The sequence below is a fragment of the Streptomyces sp. CB01635 genome, from assembly GCF_002803065.1.
Lineage (GTDB): Bacteria > Actinomycetota > Actinomycetes > Streptomycetales > Streptomycetaceae > Streptomyces.
The window spans coordinates 58,302-75,844 of record NZ_NNBL01000023.1; the positions used below are offsets into that span (position 1 = coordinate 58,302).

17 protein-coding genes are annotated in these 17,543 nt (G+C 70.2%); 10 read left to right on the top strand and 7 right to left on the bottom strand.

The window, feature by feature from the left end; all coding sequences use genetic code 11:
- Positions 1-38 precede the first annotated feature (38 nt).
- The 5 genes from CG723_RS35800 (at position 39) to folE (ending at position 5,917) form a co-directional block, all read left to right on the top strand.
- On the top strand, positions 39-1,181 hold the full coding sequence (locus tag CG723_RS35800) for a zinc-dependent metalloprotease (protein WP_100597702.1): 1,143 nt from the start codon (positions 39-41) through the stop codon (positions 1,179-1,181).
- 215 nt (positions 1,182-1,396) lie between these two features.
- Complete coding sequence (tilS, locus tag CG723_RS35805; protein WP_100597703.1) at positions 1,397-2,419, top strand: tRNA lysidine(34) synthetase TilS; 1,023 nt, start codon at positions 1,397-1,399, stop codon at positions 2,417-2,419.
- A gap of 45 nt (positions 2,420-2,464) precedes the next feature.
- Positions 2,465-3,025, top strand: coding sequence for a hypoxanthine phosphoribosyltransferase (gene hpt / locus CG723_RS35810; RefSeq protein ID WP_100597704.1), 561 nt, complete (start codon positions 2,465-2,467; stop codon positions 3,023-3,025).
- A 197-nt stretch (positions 3,026-3,222) separates the two neighbouring features.
- Positions 3,223-5,232, top strand: coding sequence for an ATP-dependent zinc metalloprotease FtsH (gene ftsH / locus CG723_RS35815; protein ID WP_100597705.1), 2,010 nt, complete (start codon positions 3,223-3,225; stop codon positions 5,230-5,232).
- A 79-nt stretch (positions 5,233-5,311) separates the two neighbouring features.
- Positions 5,312-5,917 (top strand): GTP cyclohydrolase I FolE, encoded by a 606-nt coding sequence (gene folE, locus CG723_RS35820; RefSeq protein WP_100597706.1) that lies wholly within the window; start codon positions 5,312-5,314, stop codon positions 5,915-5,917.
- Between the two features lie 34 nt (positions 5,918-5,951).
- Here the strand turns inward: folE and CG723_RS35825 are convergent, their stop codons facing one another.
- From CG723_RS35825 to CG723_RS35850, 6 genes are all read right to left on the bottom strand, one after another.
- Positions 5,952-6,440, bottom strand: a complete 489-nt coding sequence (locus tag CG723_RS35825; protein WP_100597707.1) for a DUF3180 domain-containing protein — start codon at positions 6,438-6,440, stop codon at positions 5,952-5,954.
- 58 nt (positions 6,441-6,498) lie between these two features.
- Entirely contained in the window at positions 6,499-7,110 is a 612-nt protein-coding gene (gene folK / locus CG723_RS35830; RefSeq protein WP_100597708.1) for a 2-amino-4-hydroxy-6-hydroxymethyldihydropteridine diphosphokinase, read from the bottom strand.
- Positions 7,107-7,466 carry a dihydroneopterin aldolase gene (folB, locus tag CG723_RS35835; RefSeq protein WP_100597709.1) on the bottom strand — a complete coding sequence of 120 codons (360 nt, stop codon included), beginning with the start codon at positions 7,464-7,466 and terminating at the stop codon, positions 7,107-7,109. The genes folK and folB overlap by 4 nt, the downstream gene beginning before the upstream one ends.
- Before the next feature lie 213 nt (positions 7,467-7,679).
- Positions 7,680-8,231: a nuclear transport factor 2 family protein gene (locus CG723_RS35840; RefSeq protein ID WP_100597710.1), complete on the bottom strand. Its 552-nt coding sequence runs from the start codon at positions 8,229-8,231 to the stop codon at positions 7,680-7,682.
- Positions 8,228-9,091, bottom strand: coding sequence for a dihydropteroate synthase (folP, locus tag CG723_RS35845; RefSeq protein ID WP_100597711.1), 864 nt, complete (start codon positions 9,089-9,091; stop codon positions 8,228-8,230). Before folP ends, CG723_RS35840 begins: the two co-directional genes overlap by 4 nt.
- Positions 9,092-9,151: 60 nt before the next feature.
- Positions 9,152-11,017 carry a phosphatidylglycerol lysyltransferase domain-containing protein gene (locus tag CG723_RS35850; protein WP_100597712.1) on the bottom strand — a complete coding sequence of 622 codons (1,866 nt, stop codon included), beginning with the start codon at positions 11,015-11,017 and terminating at the stop codon, positions 9,152-9,154.
- Between the two features lie 186 nt (positions 11,018-11,203).
- Between CG723_RS35850 and CG723_RS35855 the strand changes: the two genes are divergently transcribed.
- Complete coding sequence (locus CG723_RS35855; protein WP_100597713.1) at positions 11,204-12,319, top strand: alpha/beta hydrolase; 1,116 nt, start codon at positions 11,204-11,206, stop codon at positions 12,317-12,319.
- Between the two features lie 46 nt (positions 12,320-12,365).
- On the opposite strand, the gene CG723_RS35860 is transcribed toward CG723_RS35855, so the two are convergent.
- Positions 12,366-13,514, bottom strand: coding sequence for an ABC transporter ATP-binding protein (locus CG723_RS35860; protein WP_100597714.1), 1,149 nt, complete (start codon positions 13,512-13,514; stop codon positions 12,366-12,368).
- A 184-nt stretch (positions 13,515-13,698) separates the two neighbouring features.
- Here CG723_RS35860 and CG723_RS35865 point away from each other — a divergent pair, with 184 nt between their 5' ends.
- From CG723_RS35865 to CG723_RS35880, 4 genes are all read left to right on the top strand, one after another.
- Complete coding sequence (locus CG723_RS35865) at positions 13,699-14,478, top strand: ABC transporter permease (RefSeq protein WP_100597715.1); 780 nt, start codon at positions 13,699-13,701, stop codon at positions 14,476-14,478.
- Positions 14,475-15,155 carry an ABC transporter permease gene (locus CG723_RS35870; RefSeq protein ID WP_100597716.1) on the top strand — a complete coding sequence of 227 codons (681 nt, stop codon included), beginning with the start codon at positions 14,475-14,477 and terminating at the stop codon, positions 15,153-15,155. Before CG723_RS35865 ends, CG723_RS35870 begins: the two co-directional genes overlap by 4 nt.
- A 119-nt stretch (positions 15,156-15,274) precedes the next feature.
- Positions 15,275-16,252, top strand: a complete 978-nt coding sequence (locus tag CG723_RS35875; protein ID WP_100597717.1) for an ABC transporter substrate-binding protein — start codon at positions 15,275-15,277, stop codon at positions 16,250-16,252.
- 130 nt (positions 16,253-16,382) lie between these two features.
- Positions 16,383-17,432, top strand: coding sequence for a hypothetical protein (locus tag CG723_RS35880; protein WP_100597718.1), 1,050 nt, complete (start codon positions 16,383-16,385; stop codon positions 17,430-17,432).
- Positions 17,433-17,543: the final 111 nt, after the last annotated feature.

Sequence of the window (17,543 nt, forward strand, 5' to 3'; positions counted from 1 at the left end):
CCCCTGTGCACCAGGACCCGAGCACGTACGGTTGACGCATGACGAGCATCGGTGGCGCTTCTGGGATGGTCGACTGGAACCTCGCGGTGGCTACCGCGACCCGACTCGTGCGGCCGGGCCCGGAGGTGAGCCGGGACGAGGCGCGGGCGATCGTCGCGGAGCTGCGCCGCCACGCCAAGGCCTCCGAGGAACATGTCCGCGGGTTCACGCGGATGGCCACCGAGGAGGTGCACGACACTCCCGTCCTCGTCGTCGACCGCCCCGGCTGGGTCCGGGCGAACGTGGCGGGGTTCAGGGAACTCCTCAAGCCCCTCCTGGACAAGATGGAGGAGCGGCGCGGCTCCGGCCCCGGCGGAGCGGTCCTCGGCGCCGTAGGCGGCAAGGTCACGGGCGTCGAGCTCGGGATGCTGCTGTCCTTCATGTCCTCCCGCGTCCTCGGGCAGTACGAGACCTTCGCCCCTGCCACCCGAGACCTGCCGGCCGCGCCGAACGGCGGCGGAAGACTGCTCCTCGTCGCGCCGAACATCGTGCACGTGGAGCGCGAACTCGATGTGAACCCGCACGACTTCAGGCTCTGGGTGTGCCTGCACGAGGAGACGCACCGCACGCAGTTCACGGCGGTGCCCTGGCTGCGCGACCACCTCGAGGGCGAGATCCAGTCATTCCTCGCCGAGACCGATGTCGACCCCATGACGTTCCTGGAGCGCATCCGGGAGGCCGCCCAGTCCCTGGCCGGCGCGCGCCCCGAGGGCGAGCAGGGCGAGGGCGACGACGGGGGCCGTTCCCTGGTCGAGCTCGTGCAGTCCCCGGCCCAGCGCGAGATCCTCGCCCGGCTCACGGCCGTGATGTCACTGCTCGAAGGGCACGCGGACTTCGTGATGGACGGGGTCGGGCCCGCGGTGGTGCCGTCGGTGGGCGAGATCAGGGAGAAGTTCAAGGAGCGCCGCCAGAAGGGTGCGTCCCGCCTGGACCTGGCGCTGCGCAAGCTCCTGGGCCTCGACGCGAAGCTGCGCCAGTACCGCGACGGCGAGCGATTCGTCAGGGCCGTGGTGAACGAGGTGGGTATGGACGGATTCAATCGCGTATGGACATCGCCGAACACGCTCCCCACCAAGGCGGAGATCGCCAAACCGGCGGACTGGGTCGCGCGGGTGCACCGCAAGTCCGAGGGTGCACCGTAAGGCAGGGTCGTGAAACAAATACGGCCAACGGCAGGAGAACGCCCCCGTAATCACCCATCCGAGGGACCGTGGGGCGTGGGTAGGCGTGCAATGCTCGGGGAACGGCTCGGCTCTGTCACCATCGACGCACTCTGAGTGACTGAAATCGACGAGTCGCTGTTGAGTGACTGGTCCGAGCTACACCCCCACCGAAAACTTCATGAAGGGAACCGGACATGGGTCCCCATCCTGCGGTCGCAGCGATACGCCTGGCGGTCCGCCGCGTACTCCACGACGTACTCAACGACCACAGCGCCCCCCATCCGGCGCCAGAAGCCCCGCGCACCCCGCCCCTGGTGCTTGTCGCCTGCTCCGGCGGTGCCGACTCCATGGCGCTCGCCTCCGCCCTCGCCTTCGAGGCCCCCAAGCTCGGCATCCGCGCCGGTGGCGTGACCGTCGACCACGGTCTGCAGCCCGGCTCCGATCTCCGCGCCGCCGAAGTCGTCGCGCGGCTCACCGCCCTGCGCCTCGACCCCGTCGAGTCCGCGGCCGTGCACGTCGGCCGCGACGGCGGACCCGAAGCCGCGGCGAGGGACGCCAGATACGCCGCGCTCGACGCCGCCGCGGACCACCACGGCGCCGCCGCGATCCTGCTCGGCCACACCCGCGACGACCAGGCAGAGACGGTCCTGCTCGGCCTCGCCCGCGGCTCCGGTATCCGCTCCCTGTCGGGAATGGCCGCGACCTCGGGGGTCGACGGCCGTTACCGCAGGCCCTTCCTCCGCCTCGACCGCCAGACCGCCCGCAAGGCGTGCATGGCCCAGTCGCTGCCCGTCTGGGACGACCCCCACAACACCGATCCGGCGTACACGCGCTCCCGGCTGCGCCACGAGGGGCTGCCCGCCCTGGAGAAGGCGCTCGGCAAGGGTGTCGTCGAGGCGCTCGCCCGTACGGCCCAGTTGTCCCGGGACGACGCCGACGCCCTGGACACGTGGGCCGCGCAGGCCGAAGCCATGGTGCGGGACCCCGCAGGGCTCCTGGAGTGCGCCAAGCTCTACGCGCTGCCGCCCGCCGTACGCCGCCGTGTACTGCGCCGAGCGGCCATCGAGGCCGGCGCTCCGGCGGGCGCTCTGTTCGCCCGGCACATCGAAGAGGTCGACCGTCTGATCACCGGCTGGCGCGGCCAGGGGGAGATCAACCTCCCCGGCAAGGTCGTGGCTCAGCGGCAGGGTGGCAGACTGGTCATCCGGCAAGGCTGACGCGGGACGAGAGTCCTTGAGCGGCCGGTGGGACGACCGAAAGTGATGCGGGTGGACGCGAAAGACATGGGCACCGACCTCCAGTCGGTGCTCATCACCAAGGAAGAGATCGACGCGAAGCTGGCTGAGCTGGCCGCGAAGATCGATGCGGAATACGCGGGCAAGGACCTGCTGATCGTCGGTGTCCTCAAGGGCGCCGTGATGGTCATGGCGGACCTGGCGCGTGCGCTGTCCACCCCCGTCACGATGGACTGGATGGCGGTGTCCTCGTACGGCGCGGGCACCCAGTCGTCCGGCGTCGTGCGGATCCTCAAGGACCTCGACACCGACATCAAGGGCAGGCACGTCCTGATCGTCGAGGACATCATCGACTCCGGGCTGACGCTGTCGTGGCTGCTCACCAACCTCGGCACCCGCGAGCCCGCGAGCCTCGAGGTCTGCACGCTGCTGCGCAAGCCGGAGGCGGCGAAGGTGGCCATCGACGTGAAGTGGACCGGGTTCGAGATCCCGAACGAGTTCGTCGTCGGGTACGGCCTGGACTACGCGGAGAAGTACCGGAACCTGCCGTTCGTCGGCACTCTGGCTCCGCACGTCTACGGCGGCTGAACCGTCGCCGAAGCGATGTGAGACGGTCGGGAACCCCTGCGGGTTTCCCGCCGTTGGAGCATGCGTGGGCGAGATTCCCAGTCATCCCCTGCGGCTGCGGGTGACAATGCTGGGGTACCGTCCGAAGAACAGTCTTCAAAACAGCCTTTATCAAACTCACTATGGCAGGAGGGACGGGGCGTCATCGCTCCGTATGGATGGACGTGAAGCGATACTTCCGTGGGCCGGTCATGTGGATCGTGCTGGCCGTCCTTGCCGTGGTCGTGTTGATGCAGGTCGTCGGTTCGTCCGGTGGCTACAAGACGGTGGACACCGGCCAGGTCATTCAGGCCATCAACGACAACAAGGTGCAGTCGGCCAAGCTGACCACCGGCGACGAAAACAACATCAAGGTCGAGCTCAAGAACGACCAGAAGGTCCAGGGCAGCAGCAAGATCCAGGCGAGCTACATCGGCGACCAGGGCGTCGATGTGGCCAAGGATCTGCAGGCCAAGTTCGAGGACAAGCAGATCCCCGACGGGTACACCGTCGCCCCGACGAAGCAGAACGCCTTCGTGGGGATCCTGCTCTCCCTGCTCCCCTTCGTCCTGATCGTCGTCGTCTTCCTGTTCCTGATGAATCAGATGCAGGGCGGCGGCTCCCGAGTCATGCAGTTCGGGAAGTCCAAGGCGAAGCTCATCACCAAGGACACCCCGAAGACGACGTTCGCCGATGTGGCGGGCTCGGACGAGGCCGTCGAGGAACTCCACGAGATCAAGGAGTTCCTCCAGGAGCCGGCGAAGTTCCAGGCCGTCGGCGCCAAGATCCCCAAGGGTGTGCTGCTCTACGGCCCGCCCGGAACCGGTAAGACGCTGCTCGCGCGCGCCGTCGCCGGTGAGGCGGGGGTCCCCTTCTACTCGATCTCGGGTTCCGACTTCGTCGAGATGTTCGTCGGTGTCGGTGCCTCCCGAGTCCGTGACCTGTTCGAGCAGGCCAAGGCGAACGCCCCGGCGATCGTCTTCGTCGACGAGATCGACGCCGTCGGCCGGCACCGCGGTGCGGGTCTCGGTGGCGGTCACGACGAGCGCGAGCAGACGCTCAACCAGCTGCTCGTCGAGATGGACGGCTTCGACGTGAAGGGCGGCGTCATCCTGATCGCCGCCACGAACCGGCCCGACATCCTCGACCCGGCGCTGCTGCGCCCGGGACGTTTCGACCGGCAGATCGCGGTCGACCGCCCGGACATGCAGGGCCGTCTGGAGATCCTCAAGGTTCACCAGAAGGGCAAGCCGGTCGCACCCGACGTCGATCTGTCCGCCGTCGCCCGGCGTACCCCGGGCTTCACCGGCGCCGACCTGGCGAACGTGCTGAACGAAGCGGCGCTCCTCACGGCGCGCAGCGACCTCAAGCTCGTCGACAACTCGATGCTGGACGAGGCGATCGACCGCGTGGTGGCGGGCCCGCAGAAGCGGACCCGGATCATGTCCGACAAGGAGAAGAAGATCACCGCGTACCACGAGGGCGGACACGCCCTGGTCGCGGCGGCTTCGCCCAACTCCGACCCGGTGCACAAGATCACGATCCTGTCCCGTGGGCGGGCCCTCGGTTACACGATGGTCCTGCCCGACGAGGACAAGTACTCCACCACGCGTAACGAGATGCTCGACCAGCTGGCGTACATGCTGGGCGGGCGCGCGGCCGAGGAGCTGGTCTTCCACGACCCGACCACGGGCGCGGCGAACGACATCGAGAAGGCGACCACGACCGCGCGGGCCATGGTCACGCAGTACGGCATGACCGAGCGGCTCGGCGCGATCAAGTTCGGCGGCGACAACACCGAGCCGTTCCTCGGCCGGGAGATGGCGCACCAGCGCGACTACTCGGAAGAGGTCGCCGCGCTCGTCGACGAAGAGGTCAAGAAGCTCATCGAGACCGCGCACAACGAGGCCTGGGAGATCCTCGTCGAGAACCGGGACGTTCTCGACAACCTGGTCCTCGCGCTCCTGGAGAAGGAGACGCTGAACAAGGAGCAGATCGCCGAGATCTTCGCTCCGATCGTGAAGCGCCCGGCCCGCCCCGCGTGGACCGGCTCCTCCCGCCGCACTCCGTCGACCCGCCCGCCGGTGCTCTCCCCCAGGGAGCTGTCACTGACGAACGGTTCGAACGGCGCGGCAACGGGCGTCGAGTCCGGGCTGGACATCGCTCCTACGGACAGCCCCGAGGCCTGATCACCCCGGAATGGATAACCGCGTCCCCCACGCCTTACGGTGTGGGGGACGCGGTTCTTTGTTCTAGGAAGAGGCACAGATGACCGACCCGGTGACGCTGGACGGCGAGGGTCCGATCGGCGAGTTCGACGAGAAGCGGGCTGAGAACGCCGTGCGTGAGCTGCTCATCGCGGTCGGGGAGGACCCGGACCGCGAGGGCCTCAAGCAGACGCCGGCGCGGGTGGCGCGGGCGTACAAGGAGATATTCGGGGGCCTGTGGCAGAAGCCCGAGGACGTTCTGACGACGACGTTCGACCTCGGTCACGACGAGATGGTCCTGGTGAAGGACATCGAGGTCCAGAGCAGCTGTGAGCACCATCTGGTGCCGTTCGTCGGCGTCGCCCACGTCGGCTACATCCCGTCGACCGACGGCAAGATCACCGGCCTGTCGAAGCTGGCCCGCCTCGTGGACGTCTACGCCCGTCGCCCGCAGGTGCAGGAGCGTCTGACCACGCAGATCGCCGACTCCCTGATGGAGATCCTGGAGCCGCGCGGCGTGATCGTGGTCGTCGAGTGCGAGCACATGTGCATGACGATGCGCGGGGTGCGCAAGCAGGGCGCGAAGACCATCACGTCCGCGGTGCGCGGCCAGCTGCGCGACCCGGCGACGCGCAACGAGGCGATGAGCCTCATCATCGCGCGCTGAGCCCCGGCCGACGCGCGGCCGGCCCCCGGGCCGGTCAGGCCGCCGGTGCGGCCCCGCCGTGGTCCTCGTCGTCGTCCTCCGGGAGCTTGCAGACGCGCTCCAGGAAGAGGGCGGCCGCTATCACGGCGATGCCGGTGAGGACCGAGAAGCCGGCGTAGATGGCCTGGTCGCGGCGGGCCGGGACATCGAGGTGTTCGAGCAGGAACGCGCCCGTGCCGCCGTACATCCCCGCGACCAGTGCGGCCACCAGCGCGCTGGCCTGGCCGAAGACGAGGGCGCGGGCCGCCATCAGCGGGTCGACTCCCTTGGCGCCGGGGCTCCGCTCGCGCTGGGCGCGCAGCCGGGCCCGGATGGAGAGCGCGGTCGCCAGCAGGATGACGGCGATCACGGCGAGGACGATCGGCGCCGCCAGCGGGACCCGCGGCAGCGTACCGATCGAGTCCCACAGGCGGGCGCCCGCCCAGCTCAGTACACCGGCGACCAGGAAGAGGCCGGCCAACGTCCTGATGCGCAGTTGCTTCATTCCGGTGGTCGCCCCTCAGTCCCCGCGCTGTCTTCGTGTGCCCGCATGACCCTAACGACTATTCGGGCAGCTGGAGTTCCAGGTCGGCGCGCGGCGCGACGCCTTCGCGGGTGACCGCGGCGAGCAGCTCGGCCACGGGTCCGTGGCCCGGCAGCTGCGCCTCGGGCTCCACGTCGAACCAGGGGGCGAGGACGAAGGCCCGCTGGTGCGCACGAGGGTGAGGGAGTGTGAGGACCGGGTCGTCGGAGACGACGTCGGCGTACGTGACGATGTCGACGTCGATCGTGCGGGCACCCCAGCGCTCGTCACGGACGCGGTGGAAGGCCTCCTCGACGGCGTGCGCCCGCTCCAGGAGGGAGGACGGGGGCAGGGTCGTGCGGAGCACGATCACCGCGTTGAAATACGCGGGCTGGCTGCCCGGCTCGACGCCCCACGGCTCGGTCTCGTAGACGGGCGAGACGGCCTTGACGCGGACGCCGGGGGTGTCCTCCAGGGCGTCGATGGCGCCCTGGATCGTCTCGAGGCGGTTCCCCAGATTCGAGCCGAGGGCGATCACCGCGTTTTTGGGGTTGGAGAGTGTGGTGTCGGCCGCGTCCACCTGTTCCACCACGGAGGCGGGCACCGGCTGTACGGTCGGGTCGCTGGGGCCCTCGGTGAAAGATGCAGTCATGCTCGGCTCCGGGTGATGGTGACGGTCACATCGTCGAAGGGGACGGTGATCGGGGCGTCCGGCTTGTGGACGCAGACCTCGACCTCCAGGACTCCTTCGTGCTTCAGGCACGTCCCGGCGATGCGCTCGGCGAGCGTCTCGATGAGATCGACCGGATCGCCTTCGACGACGGCCACGACCTCCTCCGCCACGATGCCGTAGTGCACGGTCTTCGCCAGGTCGTCGTCGGCCGCGGCCGCGCGTGTGTCCAGTCCGAGCACCAGGTCCACGATGAAGGTCTGGCCTTCCTCGCGCTCCTTGGGGAAGACGCCATGGTGCCCGCGGGCCTTGAGGCCGCGCAGCGCGACACGATCCACGCGAATCACTCCTGCAATCGTCGGTAGCGGCGGGTTCGTACCGAGTGCGGTCGGCACACCAGCCTCGATCGAATCTACCTGCGGGCACCGACAGCGCTCGCCCGCGGGGGCTATGGACAGGGCGGCCCACCGCTGGTAGCCGCCCCTACCCACCAGCCCGCTCCGGCAATCCCGTGGTGCCCACGTGGACCCGCCTACCCCGTCAGGAGCCACTCAGGAGGATGTCTCGTCGCTTTCCTCGCCGTCGTCGCCCTCGGTCTCGGACTCGGCCAGTACGGGCGACGCGTGGTGCGACCACAGTTTCCAGCCGTCACGTGTGCGACGGAACACATTCGTGGCGACGACGCGCTGGCCGACGAGCGGGCCGAGTTCGTCGCCCTCCGCGGGGGCCGGGCCGCCGCTGAGGATGTTCTCGGTGCAGGTGATCAGAGCCGTGTCGGCGACGATGCTGATGTGCACATCCGTGAGGAAGAACTGGATGTACTCGGTGTTCGCCATGATCAGCGCGTACGAGCGCAGAACCTCGCCGCGGCCGGTGAGCACGGGCCAGCCGGGGTGCACGCAGCTGATGGACGTGTCCTCGGCCTCGTCGGACTCCTCGCTGTACGAGACGTCCTCGGGGGCGAGCCAGAGCGCCGTCAGCAGTTCGAAGTCGGCTCGCTCCAGAGCCTCGTAGAAGGCGCGGTTGGCGCTGTCCACGGCCTCCGCGTCGGTGCGCCGGCCTGCCGCACCGCGCGGCTCGTCGGGCTCCCTCGGTGGGGTCACTGGGCTCCCTCTACGGCGCGGGCGACACGGACCGCGTCGGCCGTCGCGCGGACCTCGTGGACGCGGACGGCCCAGGCGCCCTGGTGGGCCGCGATGGCGGAGACGGCGGCCGTGGCGGCGTCGCGCTCGCGCGCCGGGGGCGGGGCGCCCTGCTCGCCGGCCAGGACATGGCCGAGGAACCGTTTGCGGGACGCGGCGACCAGCAGGGGGTGGCCGAGCGCGCGCAGCTCCTCCAGGTGGGCCAGGAGCTTCAGGTCGTGGGAGGCCTCCTTGGAGAAGCCGAGGCCCGGGTCGACGACGATGCGCTCAGGGGCGATGCCGCCCTCGATGACGGCCTCCACGCGCGCGTGGAGCTCGGCGACGACTTCGGAGACCACGTCCTCGTACGTGCCCTTGACGTTGCCTCCCTCCAGGAAGCCGCGCCAGTGCATGACGACGAAGGGGGCGCCCGCCGCGGCGACGGCGGGGATCATCGCCGGGTCGGCGAGGCCGCCGCTGACGTCGTTGACGAGAGAGGCACCGGCCGCCAGGGAGCGCTCGGCCACGGAGGCGCGCATCGTGTCGACGGACACGGCGACGCCCTCGGAGGACAGGCCCCGCACGACGGGGATGACGCGCTTGAGCTCCTCGTCCTCGTCGACGCGGGTGGCGCCGGGGCGGGTCGACTCGCCGCCGACGTCGATCAGGTCGGCGCCCTGTGCGACCAGGTCGAGGCCGTGTTTCACGGCGGCCGTCGTGTCGAACCAGCGGCCGCCGTCGGAGAAGGAATCGGGCGTCACATTGACGACTCCCATGACCGCGCAGCGGTCCCATTCGGGAAGGCCTGTGACGTGGCCTCGACGGCCCTGCGACGTGCTCATGCCTTCAAGCCTAGGCCCGGCGGCCCGGTGGCCGTGCCACGGCCGGAGTGCGGACGGGCCTCAGGCGGCCTGCGCCCCGCGCCGGCCTCCGTCGTGCGAGTCGTCGTGCGAGCCGCCGTGCGAGCCGTCGTGCCCGGCATCGTGCCCGGCGTCGTGGGCGCAGGGCCGGGGCCCGGCCCTGCGCCGTCGCAGGAGGCGCGGCATGGCCAGGTTCACGAAGCCCTCCGCCTGCATGGCGGCGAAGCCGATCCGGGGCAGGTCGCGCGAGGAGCGGTAGACCACGAAGCGGGGTTCCCAGCGCGGCCGGAACTTCGCGTTGAACCGGTACAGCGACTCGATCTGGAACCAGCGGGACAGGAAGACGAGCAGTCCGCGCCAGGCCCGCAGGACCGGGCCCGCGCCGATCTTGTCGCCGCGCGCGAGGGCCGCGCGGAACATCGCGAAGTTCAGCGAGATCCGCGTGATGCCGAGCTTCGGGGCGGCCTGGAGGGCGGCCACGATGAGGAGTTCGTTCATGCCGGGGTCGGCGGCGCGGTCGCGGCGCATCAGGTCGAGGGAGACGCCGTCGGTGCCCCAGGGAACGAAGTGGAGTACGGCCTTCAGGTCGCCGTGCGGGCCGGCCGGGCCGTCGGCCTTGTGGGCTGTGGCGACCAGGCAGTCGCCGTCCGCCGCGTCGCCGATGCGGCCGAGCGCCATGGAGAAGCCGCGTTCGGTGTCGGTGCCGCGCCAGTCGTCGGCGGCGCGGCGGATCCGCTCCAGTTCCTGGTCGCCGAGGTCACGGATGCGCCGCACCCGGGTCTCGTAGCCATTGCGCTCGATCCTCTTGACCATCTGGCGTACGTTGCGCATCGCACGCCCGGCCAGGGAGAAATCCGCGGTGTCCACCACCGCCTCGTCGCCCAGTTCGAGTGCGTCGAGGCCGGTCTCGCGGGTCCAGACCTCGCCGCCCGTCTCGGAGCAGCCCATGACGGCGGGGGTCCATGAGTGGGCCTTGGCCTCGTCCATGAACTGTTCGATGGCTCCGGGCCACGCCTCCACGTCCCCGACGGGGTCGCCGCTCGCGAGCATCACGCCCGACACGACGCGGTAGCAGACGGCCGCCTTGCCGCTGGGCGAGAAGACGACCCCCTTGTCGCGGCGGAGCGCGAAATGGCCGAGGGAGTCGCGGGCGCCGTGCTTGTCCAGGAGGGCGCGCAGCCGTGCCTCGTCGTCCGCGGTGAGGCGTGCGACCGGGTGTTCGGGGCGGAACGCCAGATAGATGGTCGTCAGCGCGGTGAGCAGGCCGAGCGCGCCGAGCGAGCACGCCACGGTCCAGGAGGTGCGGCCCGCGTAGTCGACGGGTCCGTCCATGCCGAACAGGCCGTACAGGACGTGTTCCAGACGGTCGGACAGGCTCGGGTCGCCCACCAGCTTCTTGGGGTGGGCGCTGACGATGGCGAGGCCGATGACGATGGAACCGGCACCCATGAGCACGAAGTTCGCGAGCGCCCGCCAGCGGCTGCGCGGGTCGGGCAGCGCCGCGAACTCACTCCCGTGGCGCAGCAGCAGCGTGAGAAGCACGAGCGGGATCAGCACACCGAGCAGGGAGTGCCGGTACGCGAACTGCGCGAGCGCGCCGAGCGGCAGGAGCACCACGGCCGCGCGCCAGGCCCGCCGCTTGTGGCGGCGCAGCCCGTGCCCGAGGAGGAGCAGCAGGACACCCGTACTGATGGCGAGCGCGGCCGCGAACGGGCCGAGGGCGCCGGGCAGGACCTCGGCCAGCGCGTGCATGCGGCTGTGCCGGAACCGTGGGAAGACGCCCGCCGCGACGTCGAGGAGTCCGACGAGGACGCAGGCGCGGGCGATCAGGACGGGGACGGCCTCGGGCCGGGGGCCGCGCAGTATCCGGCGAAGGTGCCGCGTTCTGCCTGGAACCCCGCCTGACATATCGGCATCTATCCTGACAGACATCGCATCCCGTAGTTCCGCGAGAGGGCTCGAAACCGGCGTCAATTCCGGCATCCGGTCACATTGCGCCCTCTAGGACGGGACTTGTGGGAGGCGGGTTCACTCGGCCAGGTAAACCGGCGGAAAAGGTGCAGTAAGTCAGAAAGCGCAGGCGGGTACAGCACGATGGGTCTTACGAGCAGCAAGGTCCTTACGCTTGCGGTCTTTCTGGCCGTGCTCCTCTTCGCCGGGACGGTCTGGCTGTGGCCACGCCTGGCGTGCCGCACCTGGGGATCCGTCGCCGGGCGGGTGGGCCTGCTGTTCGCGACGCAGCTCGCGCTGTTCCTCTCGGCCGTACTGGCCGTCAACCAGGCGTTCGGGTTCTACGCCTCGTGGGACGACCTCCTCGGGCGGGAGCAGGGCCAGGGCGTGGTGGCCGACTTCGGAGCGGTCGGCACCCGGGGGCCACTGCAGGTGCTGGGCACGCGGGTCGTGAACGTGCCGGGTGGTTCACGGCCCAGAGTCGGCGGCCAGATCCAGAAGGTCGACATCGTCGGGAAGCGCTCGCACATCGCCACCTCCGCGTACGTCTATCTGCCGCCCGAGTACTTCAAGGGCCGCCACAAGACACGTACTTTCCCCGCCTCGGTCGTCCTGACCGGCTACCCCGGCACCGCCGAAGCGCTCATCAAGGGACTGCGCTACCCGACCACCGCCCACGAGCAGGCCAGGGCGGGCGCCATGCGGCCGATGATCCTGGTGATGATGCGCCCGACCGTGGCGCCGCCGCGGGACACGGAGTGTGTGGACGTGCCGAACGGCCCGCAGACGGAGACGTTCTTCGCCCAGGACCTGCCCCGGATCATCTCGGCGCACTACAGAGTCAACAAGAGGCCGGGCGGCTGGGGCATCGTGGGCGACTCCACGGGCGGCTACTGCGCCCTGAAGCTGGCCGTCCACCACCCCCGTGTCTACGGCGCGGGGGCGGGCCTGTCCGCGTACTACAAGTCGCCGACCGACCCCACCACGGGCGACCTGTTCCACGGCGACGAGGCGCTGGAGCGGCGCGCCGACCTGATGTGGACCCTGGGACACGGGAAGCCGCCCGCCACGTCGTTGCTGGTCACCACGAGCAAGCACGGCGAGAGCAACTACGGGAACACGATGAGGTTCATCCGCGAGGTGAAGCCGCCCACCGAGATCTCGTCGATCGTCCTGGACAGCGGCGGCCACAACTTCAACACCTGGCGCCGCGAGATCCCGGCCACGCTGGTGTGGTTGAGCGCGCGCATCACGGCGTAGGGGCGCCGACGGCATCGGGGCCTCAGGTTTCGGGGCCCACGCGCCCTCAGGCCCCCGCCACCGTCTCCAGTTCGACCTCCGCGCGCGGGATGTCCCGGGCGTCCGCCGCCGTGGAGCGGCGCAGCGCCTCGTGCAGACGCGCCGGGGTGAGGACGCCGAGGAAGCGACCCTCGCTGTGCTCGTCGATGACGGCGATCCAGCCCGCGTCGTGCTGGAGCATCGTGGCGAAAGCCTGCTTGAGAGAGGCGCCGACGGGCAGCCACGCCTCCATGCGGCGGGCGTGCTCGCGGACTGTGCCGCTCTGCACGCGCGCGTGCTCCGCGGAGATCCAGCCGTGCAGGTTGTTGTCGCCGTCGAGGACCACCGCCCAGGGGGCGTCGAGCTTCGCCGGCAGCGGGTCGTCGAGATGCACGACCGGCGGCTGTTCCAGGTCGCTCTCCTCCATGGGCGTGACGGACAGGCGCTTGAGGCCGCGGTCCGCGCCGACGAAGTCGGCCACGTACTCGTTCGCGGGCGCGCCCAGGACGGTCGACGGGGTGTCGAACTGCTCGATCCGGCCCTGCCCGTACACGGCGATCCGGTCGCCGAGGCGGACGGCCTCCTCGATGTCGTGCGTGACGAACAGGACCGTCTTGCGCACTGCCTGCTGGAGGCGCAGGAACTCGTTCTGCAGGTGTTCGCGTACGACGGGGTCGACCGCGCCGAACGGCTCGTCCATCAGGAGTACGGGCGGATCCGCCGCCAACGCCCTTGCCACACCGACGCGTTGGCGCTGACCGCCGGAGAGCTGGTCGGGGTAGCGGTCGCCGAAGGTGCGCGGGTCGAGGCCGACGAGGTCGAGGAGTTCGGCGGCGCGTTCGCGGGCCTTGGCGCGCTTGACGCCTAGGAGGTGCGGGACGGTCGCCGTGTTGTCGAGGACCGTCTTGTGCGGGAAGAGGCCGACCTGCTGGATCACATAGCCGATGCGGCGCCGGAGTTGGACCGGGTCGATGCCGGATATGTCGTCGCCGTCAAGGAATATCCGACCCTCGCTCGGTTCGATGAGCCGGTTGACCATCTTCATCGTGGTGGTCTTGCCGCAGCCCGACGGGCCGACGAGCGTGACGAGTTCCCCCTCGTTCACCTCGAAGGACAGGTCGTCGACGGCCGTTGTCCCGTCGGCGTAGCGCTTGGTGACGTGCTCGAACCGGATCATGGGTCCCCATTGTGCCGGGCAGCCGCCGCCTGTGGGCGGCCGCTGTGTGAAGGCCATGTTGCGTCGTGACGAGGGGTCTCGGCGATTGTCAGTGGTGGGGGCTAGGGTCGTCGGCAGTCGGAATCAGGCGCTCGCGCGAGCGGTTTCCAGACATATGTACGGGGATTCGGGGGAGGCGGGGCGGGTGAGCAGTCCCAATTGCATGGTGGCCAATGAGTGGGTGTGCGGGGAATACCTGCGCACCCGCAGACAGGAGCTGGTCGACGCGGTCGTCCAGCACATCGGCATCACGGCCGCTTCCGTCGTGATCGGCGTGCTGATCGCCTTCCCGCTGGCCCTCCTCGCCCGGCGCCGGCGCGCCTTCGCGGGCCCGGTGCTCGGTCTGACGACGGTGCTCTACACGATCCCGTCGCTGGCCATGTTCTCGCTGCTGCTCCCGCTGTTCGGGCTCTCCGCCTCACTCGTGATCACCGGACTCGTCCTCTACACGCTGACGATCCTGGTGCGGAACTTCCTGGCGGGCCTCCAGGCCGTGCCGGACGAGGCGAGAGAAGCGGCCCGCGGCATGGGGTACGGGCCGGCCCGGCTGCTGTGGGAGGTCGAACTGCCGCTGGCCCTGCCGGCGATACTCGCGGGTGTGCGGATCGCCACGGTCTCCACGGTCGCGCTGACGACGGTCGGCGCGATCGTCGACTACGGCGGCCTGGGCACGCTGATCATGGACGGGCTCGACAGCGACTTCAAGGCCCAAGTGCTCACGGCGTCCGTGCTGTGCGTGCTTCTCGCCGTGGCCGCCGATCTGCTGCTGCTCGGTATTCAGCGGTGGCTGACCCCCTGGACCCGCGTCGCGTCCGGGACGTCCCGCATACGCAGACGCACGGACCGCTCCGGCAGTCCGGACCGCCCGGGTGGCGGCTCCGGCGATGCGGAGCGACGTACGGAGAAGGCGGCGCAGGCGGCATGAGTGCGATATCTGGGGCCTACGACTGGCTGACGACGGGGTCCAACTGGCAGGGCGACAAGGGGGTGTGGCACCGCCTGGCCGAGCATCTGTACTTCAGTGGCGTCACCCTGGCCGTGTCCTGCCTGATCGCCCTGCCGCTCGCGCTGTGGCTCGGGCACATCGGCAAGGGCGGCGGCCTCGCGGTCAACATCTCGAACGCGGGCCGCGCGGTGCCCACGCTCGCGGTGCTCGTCCTGCTCACGCTGACGCCGCTGGGCCGGCACGGGGACCTGCCGACGTTCATCGCGCTCGTGCTGTTCGCGGTGCCGCCGCTGCTGACCAACGCCTACATCGGGATGCGCGAGGTCGACCGGGCCGTCGTGGAGGCGGCGCGGGGGATGGGGATGAGCGGGGGGCAGGTGTTCCGGCGCGTCGAGCTCCCGCTGGCGTACCCGATGGTCATGACCGGGATCCGGCTGGCGGCGGTGCAGGTGATCGCCACGGCGACGCTCGCCGCGATGGCGGGCAAGGGCGGGCTCGGGCGGATCATCACGGCCGGGTTCAACCTCCAGGACACCCCTCAGGTGGTCGCCGGTGCCGTCCTGGTGGCGTTGCTCGCACTGCTCGTGGAGGGCGTCCTGGCCGGTGCGGGGCGGGTTCTGAATCCGATGAAGGGCCGCTCCGGCGCGGCGGGCTGAACCCCGGCCGGGCGGCGCGGCGGGGTGAACCCCCGACGGGCGCCCCGGCGGGCGGGACGCCAACTTGATATCTCGTTACGGCTTTTCGATCATTCCGGCTTTCGATTGGGTGGACAACGATGAACAGCAGAACGCGACGGATCGCCGTGGCGGCGGTCGCCGTCGGCGCGCTCACCACCGGACTCACCGCGTGCGGCGGGGACAGCCTGGAGGGCGGCAAGAGCGACAAGGCCGGTTCCGACTCGGCGGGGAGCGGCAAGAAGGGCACGGTCGTCGTCGGCGCCGCCGGGTTCACCGAGTCGAAGGTGATGGCGGAGCTCTACAAGCAGGTTCTCGCCGACGCCGGATACTCCGCCTCGGTCAAGACCGTCGAGAACCGCGAGATCTACGAGCCCCAGCTCGCCAAGGGCGCGATCGACGTCGTTCCCGAATACGCGGCGACGCTCGCGGAATTCCTCAATCTCAAGAAGAACGGCGCGGACGCCAAGCCCGTCGCCTCAAGTGATCTTGATGCGACGGTCACCGCGCTGCGCGGACTCGCCGGGCCCGAGGGACTGACCGTGCTGGACGCCGGAGAGGCCGTCGACCAGAACGCCTTCGCGGTGAGCGCGGATTACGCGAAGCAGCACAGCCTCAAGACCCTTTCGGACCTCGGCAAGTCCGGCCAGAAAGTCAAGATCGCGGCCGGTGACGAATGCGAGAAGCGGCCCTTCTGCGCCCCGGGTCTCGAGAAGACGTACGGCATCAAGATCAGCGGGATCGACCCCAAGGGCGTCGGCACCACGCAGGCCAAGCAGGCCGTCAAGAACGGTGAGGACCAGCTGGTCCTGACGACCACCACGGACGCCACGCTGAAGAACTTCGGCCTGGTGCTCCTGGAGGACGACAAGAAGCTCCAGAACGCGGACAACATCGTTCCGGTCGTGAACACCAAGGACGCGGGCGACAAGGAGATAGCCGCCGCACTCGGGAAGCTGACCAAGACGCTGACGACCGACGATCTCGTCGAGCTCAACCGGAAGGTCGACGCGGAACGCCAGAAGGAAGCCGATGTGGCCAAGGAGTATCTCCAGTCGAAGGGCCTCCTGAAGAACTGAACGGTCCGCGGAGGAACTGATCGGCAAAGGCGCCGAGTGCAGGGGTGATATGGGAGTGACCGGACAGAAGACCACGGGATTTTGGCTGCCGGGGCACCACGATTCGCCTACGCGCGGTAAGTTTCTGGCCATGCCACGTGGACGTCACCGCCATTCCCCACCCCTGCACAGGCTGCTTCCCCCCTCGGCGATCGCAGGCGTCCCGCTCGTCTGCGCGGCCGGCGCCTGGCTGACCGCTGAGCCCCTCGTGCTGCGCGCTCTGGCCGGTGCCGCCGCCTGCGCCGCCGTGGTGGGGGCGGTCGTCCTGCGCCGCTGGGACCGGCTCGCGGGCAAGCGCGTCGCCGAGCTGAACCGGGCGCGGGCGAGCGACGAGTGGCGCTACGACGAGCGGGTCGCCGAACTCGAGACCGACCTCGAGGAGTCGCGTGAGCTGCGCTTCAAGATGGAGGCGAAGCTGCGCGGCAAGCGCGCGGAGCTGGCGGCCCTGCGCAACGAGCACGCGGCTCTGCTGCGGCGCTACGCGACCGCGGAGACGGAGCGGGCCACCGCCCTGGAGGGCCGCAGGCAGCTCGCGATAGAGGCCTCGGCCCCGGCGCGTGCGCTGCCCGCGGCCGCCTCCCCGGCTCCCGGCGCCGAGCTGGTCCCGGCGCAGCGCGCCGCGTCGGCCGGCGCACCGGTGACGTCCCCGGTGCTCTATCTGCGGGCCAACGCCGCGCTCGACCGCATGGCGCGCGCCGCGAACCCCCCGCGGGGCGAAGGCCCGAAGCCCGAGGTACCCGAGGGCGGTGAGCCGCAGGGGAAGCCCGAGGCGGCCCGCGCACAGGAGCACCAGCACGTGGCCGCCCTGCCGTCCGGCGTCCCCGGTCACTTCACCGTCCCGGCCGCGGCGGCGGTCGTGCCGCCCGCGGCGGTGCGGCGGCCCCTGGTCGAGGGCGGATTCGACTTCTTCGGTACGAAGGGCGTGGCGCCCGCGGCCCTGGAGGCCGTGCAGAACACGGATCTCGCGGACGTCGTCGGCGAGGAGGCGCTCGCGCTCCACAAGGCGGACGCGGAGGCCGAGTTCAAGCAGGCCGACGCCACGACCACGGGCGAGGGCGTCAGCCAGGTCATCGACCTGACCGCGCACGACGAGACGGAACAGATCGACGTGGCGGAGCTGCGATCGGCGATGCGGGCGTAAGTTCCGGCGGCGGGGGCGTGGTTCCTGCGGCGGAGACATCAGCACGTACGACGTGAACGGGGCGGGCCTCGGTGTGTCACACACCGAGGCCCGCCCCGTCGTCATGCCGTC

Bases quoted from the DNA above. Each gene is read 5' to 3' on its own strand.
- CG723_RS35800 (WP_100597702.1), top strand. From the start codon at position 39: ATGACGAGCATCGGTGGCGCTTCTGGGATGGTCGACTGGAACCTCGCG.
- tilS (WP_100597703.1), top strand. From the start codon at position 1,397: ATGGGTCCCCATCCTGCGGTCGCAGCGATACGCCTGGCGGTCCGCCGC.
- hpt (WP_100597704.1), top strand. From the start codon at position 2,465: ATGCGGGTGGACGCGAAAGACATGGGCACCGACCTCCAGTCGGTGCTC.
- ftsH (WP_100597705.1), top strand. From the start codon at position 3,223: ATGGACGTGAAGCGATACTTCCGTGGGCCGGTCATGTGGATCGTGCTG.
- folE (WP_100597706.1), top strand. From the start codon at position 5,312: ATGACCGACCCGGTGACGCTGGACGGCGAGGGTCCGATCGGCGAGTTC.
- CG723_RS35825 (WP_100597707.1), bottom strand. From the start codon at position 6,440: ATGAAGCAACTGCGCATCAGGACGTTGGCCGGCCTCTTCCTGGTCGCC.
- folK (WP_100597708.1), bottom strand. From the start codon at position 7,110: ATGACTGCATCTTTCACCGAGGGCCCCAGCGACCCGACCGTACAGCCG.
- folP (WP_100597711.1), bottom strand. From the start codon at position 9,091: ATGAGCACGTCGCAGGGCCGTCGAGGCCACGTCACAGGCCTTCCCGAA.
- CG723_RS35850 (WP_100597712.1), bottom strand. From the start codon at position 11,017: ATGTCAGGCGGGGTTCCAGGCAGAACGCGGCACCTTCGCCGGATACTG.
- CG723_RS35855 (WP_100597713.1), top strand. From the start codon at position 11,204: ATGGGTCTTACGAGCAGCAAGGTCCTTACGCTTGCGGTCTTTCTGGCC.
- CG723_RS35860 (WP_100597714.1), bottom strand. From the start codon at position 13,514: ATGATCCGGTTCGAGCACGTCACCAAGCGCTACGCCGACGGGACAACG.
- CG723_RS35870 (WP_100597716.1), top strand. From the start codon at position 14,475: ATGAGTGCGATATCTGGGGCCTACGACTGGCTGACGACGGGGTCCAAC.
- CG723_RS35875 (WP_100597717.1), top strand. From the start codon at position 15,275: ATGAACAGCAGAACGCGACGGATCGCCGTGGCGGCGGTCGCCGTCGGC.
- CG723_RS35880 (WP_100597718.1), top strand. From the start codon at position 16,383: ATGCCACGTGGACGTCACCGCCATTCCCCACCCCTGCACAGGCTGCTT.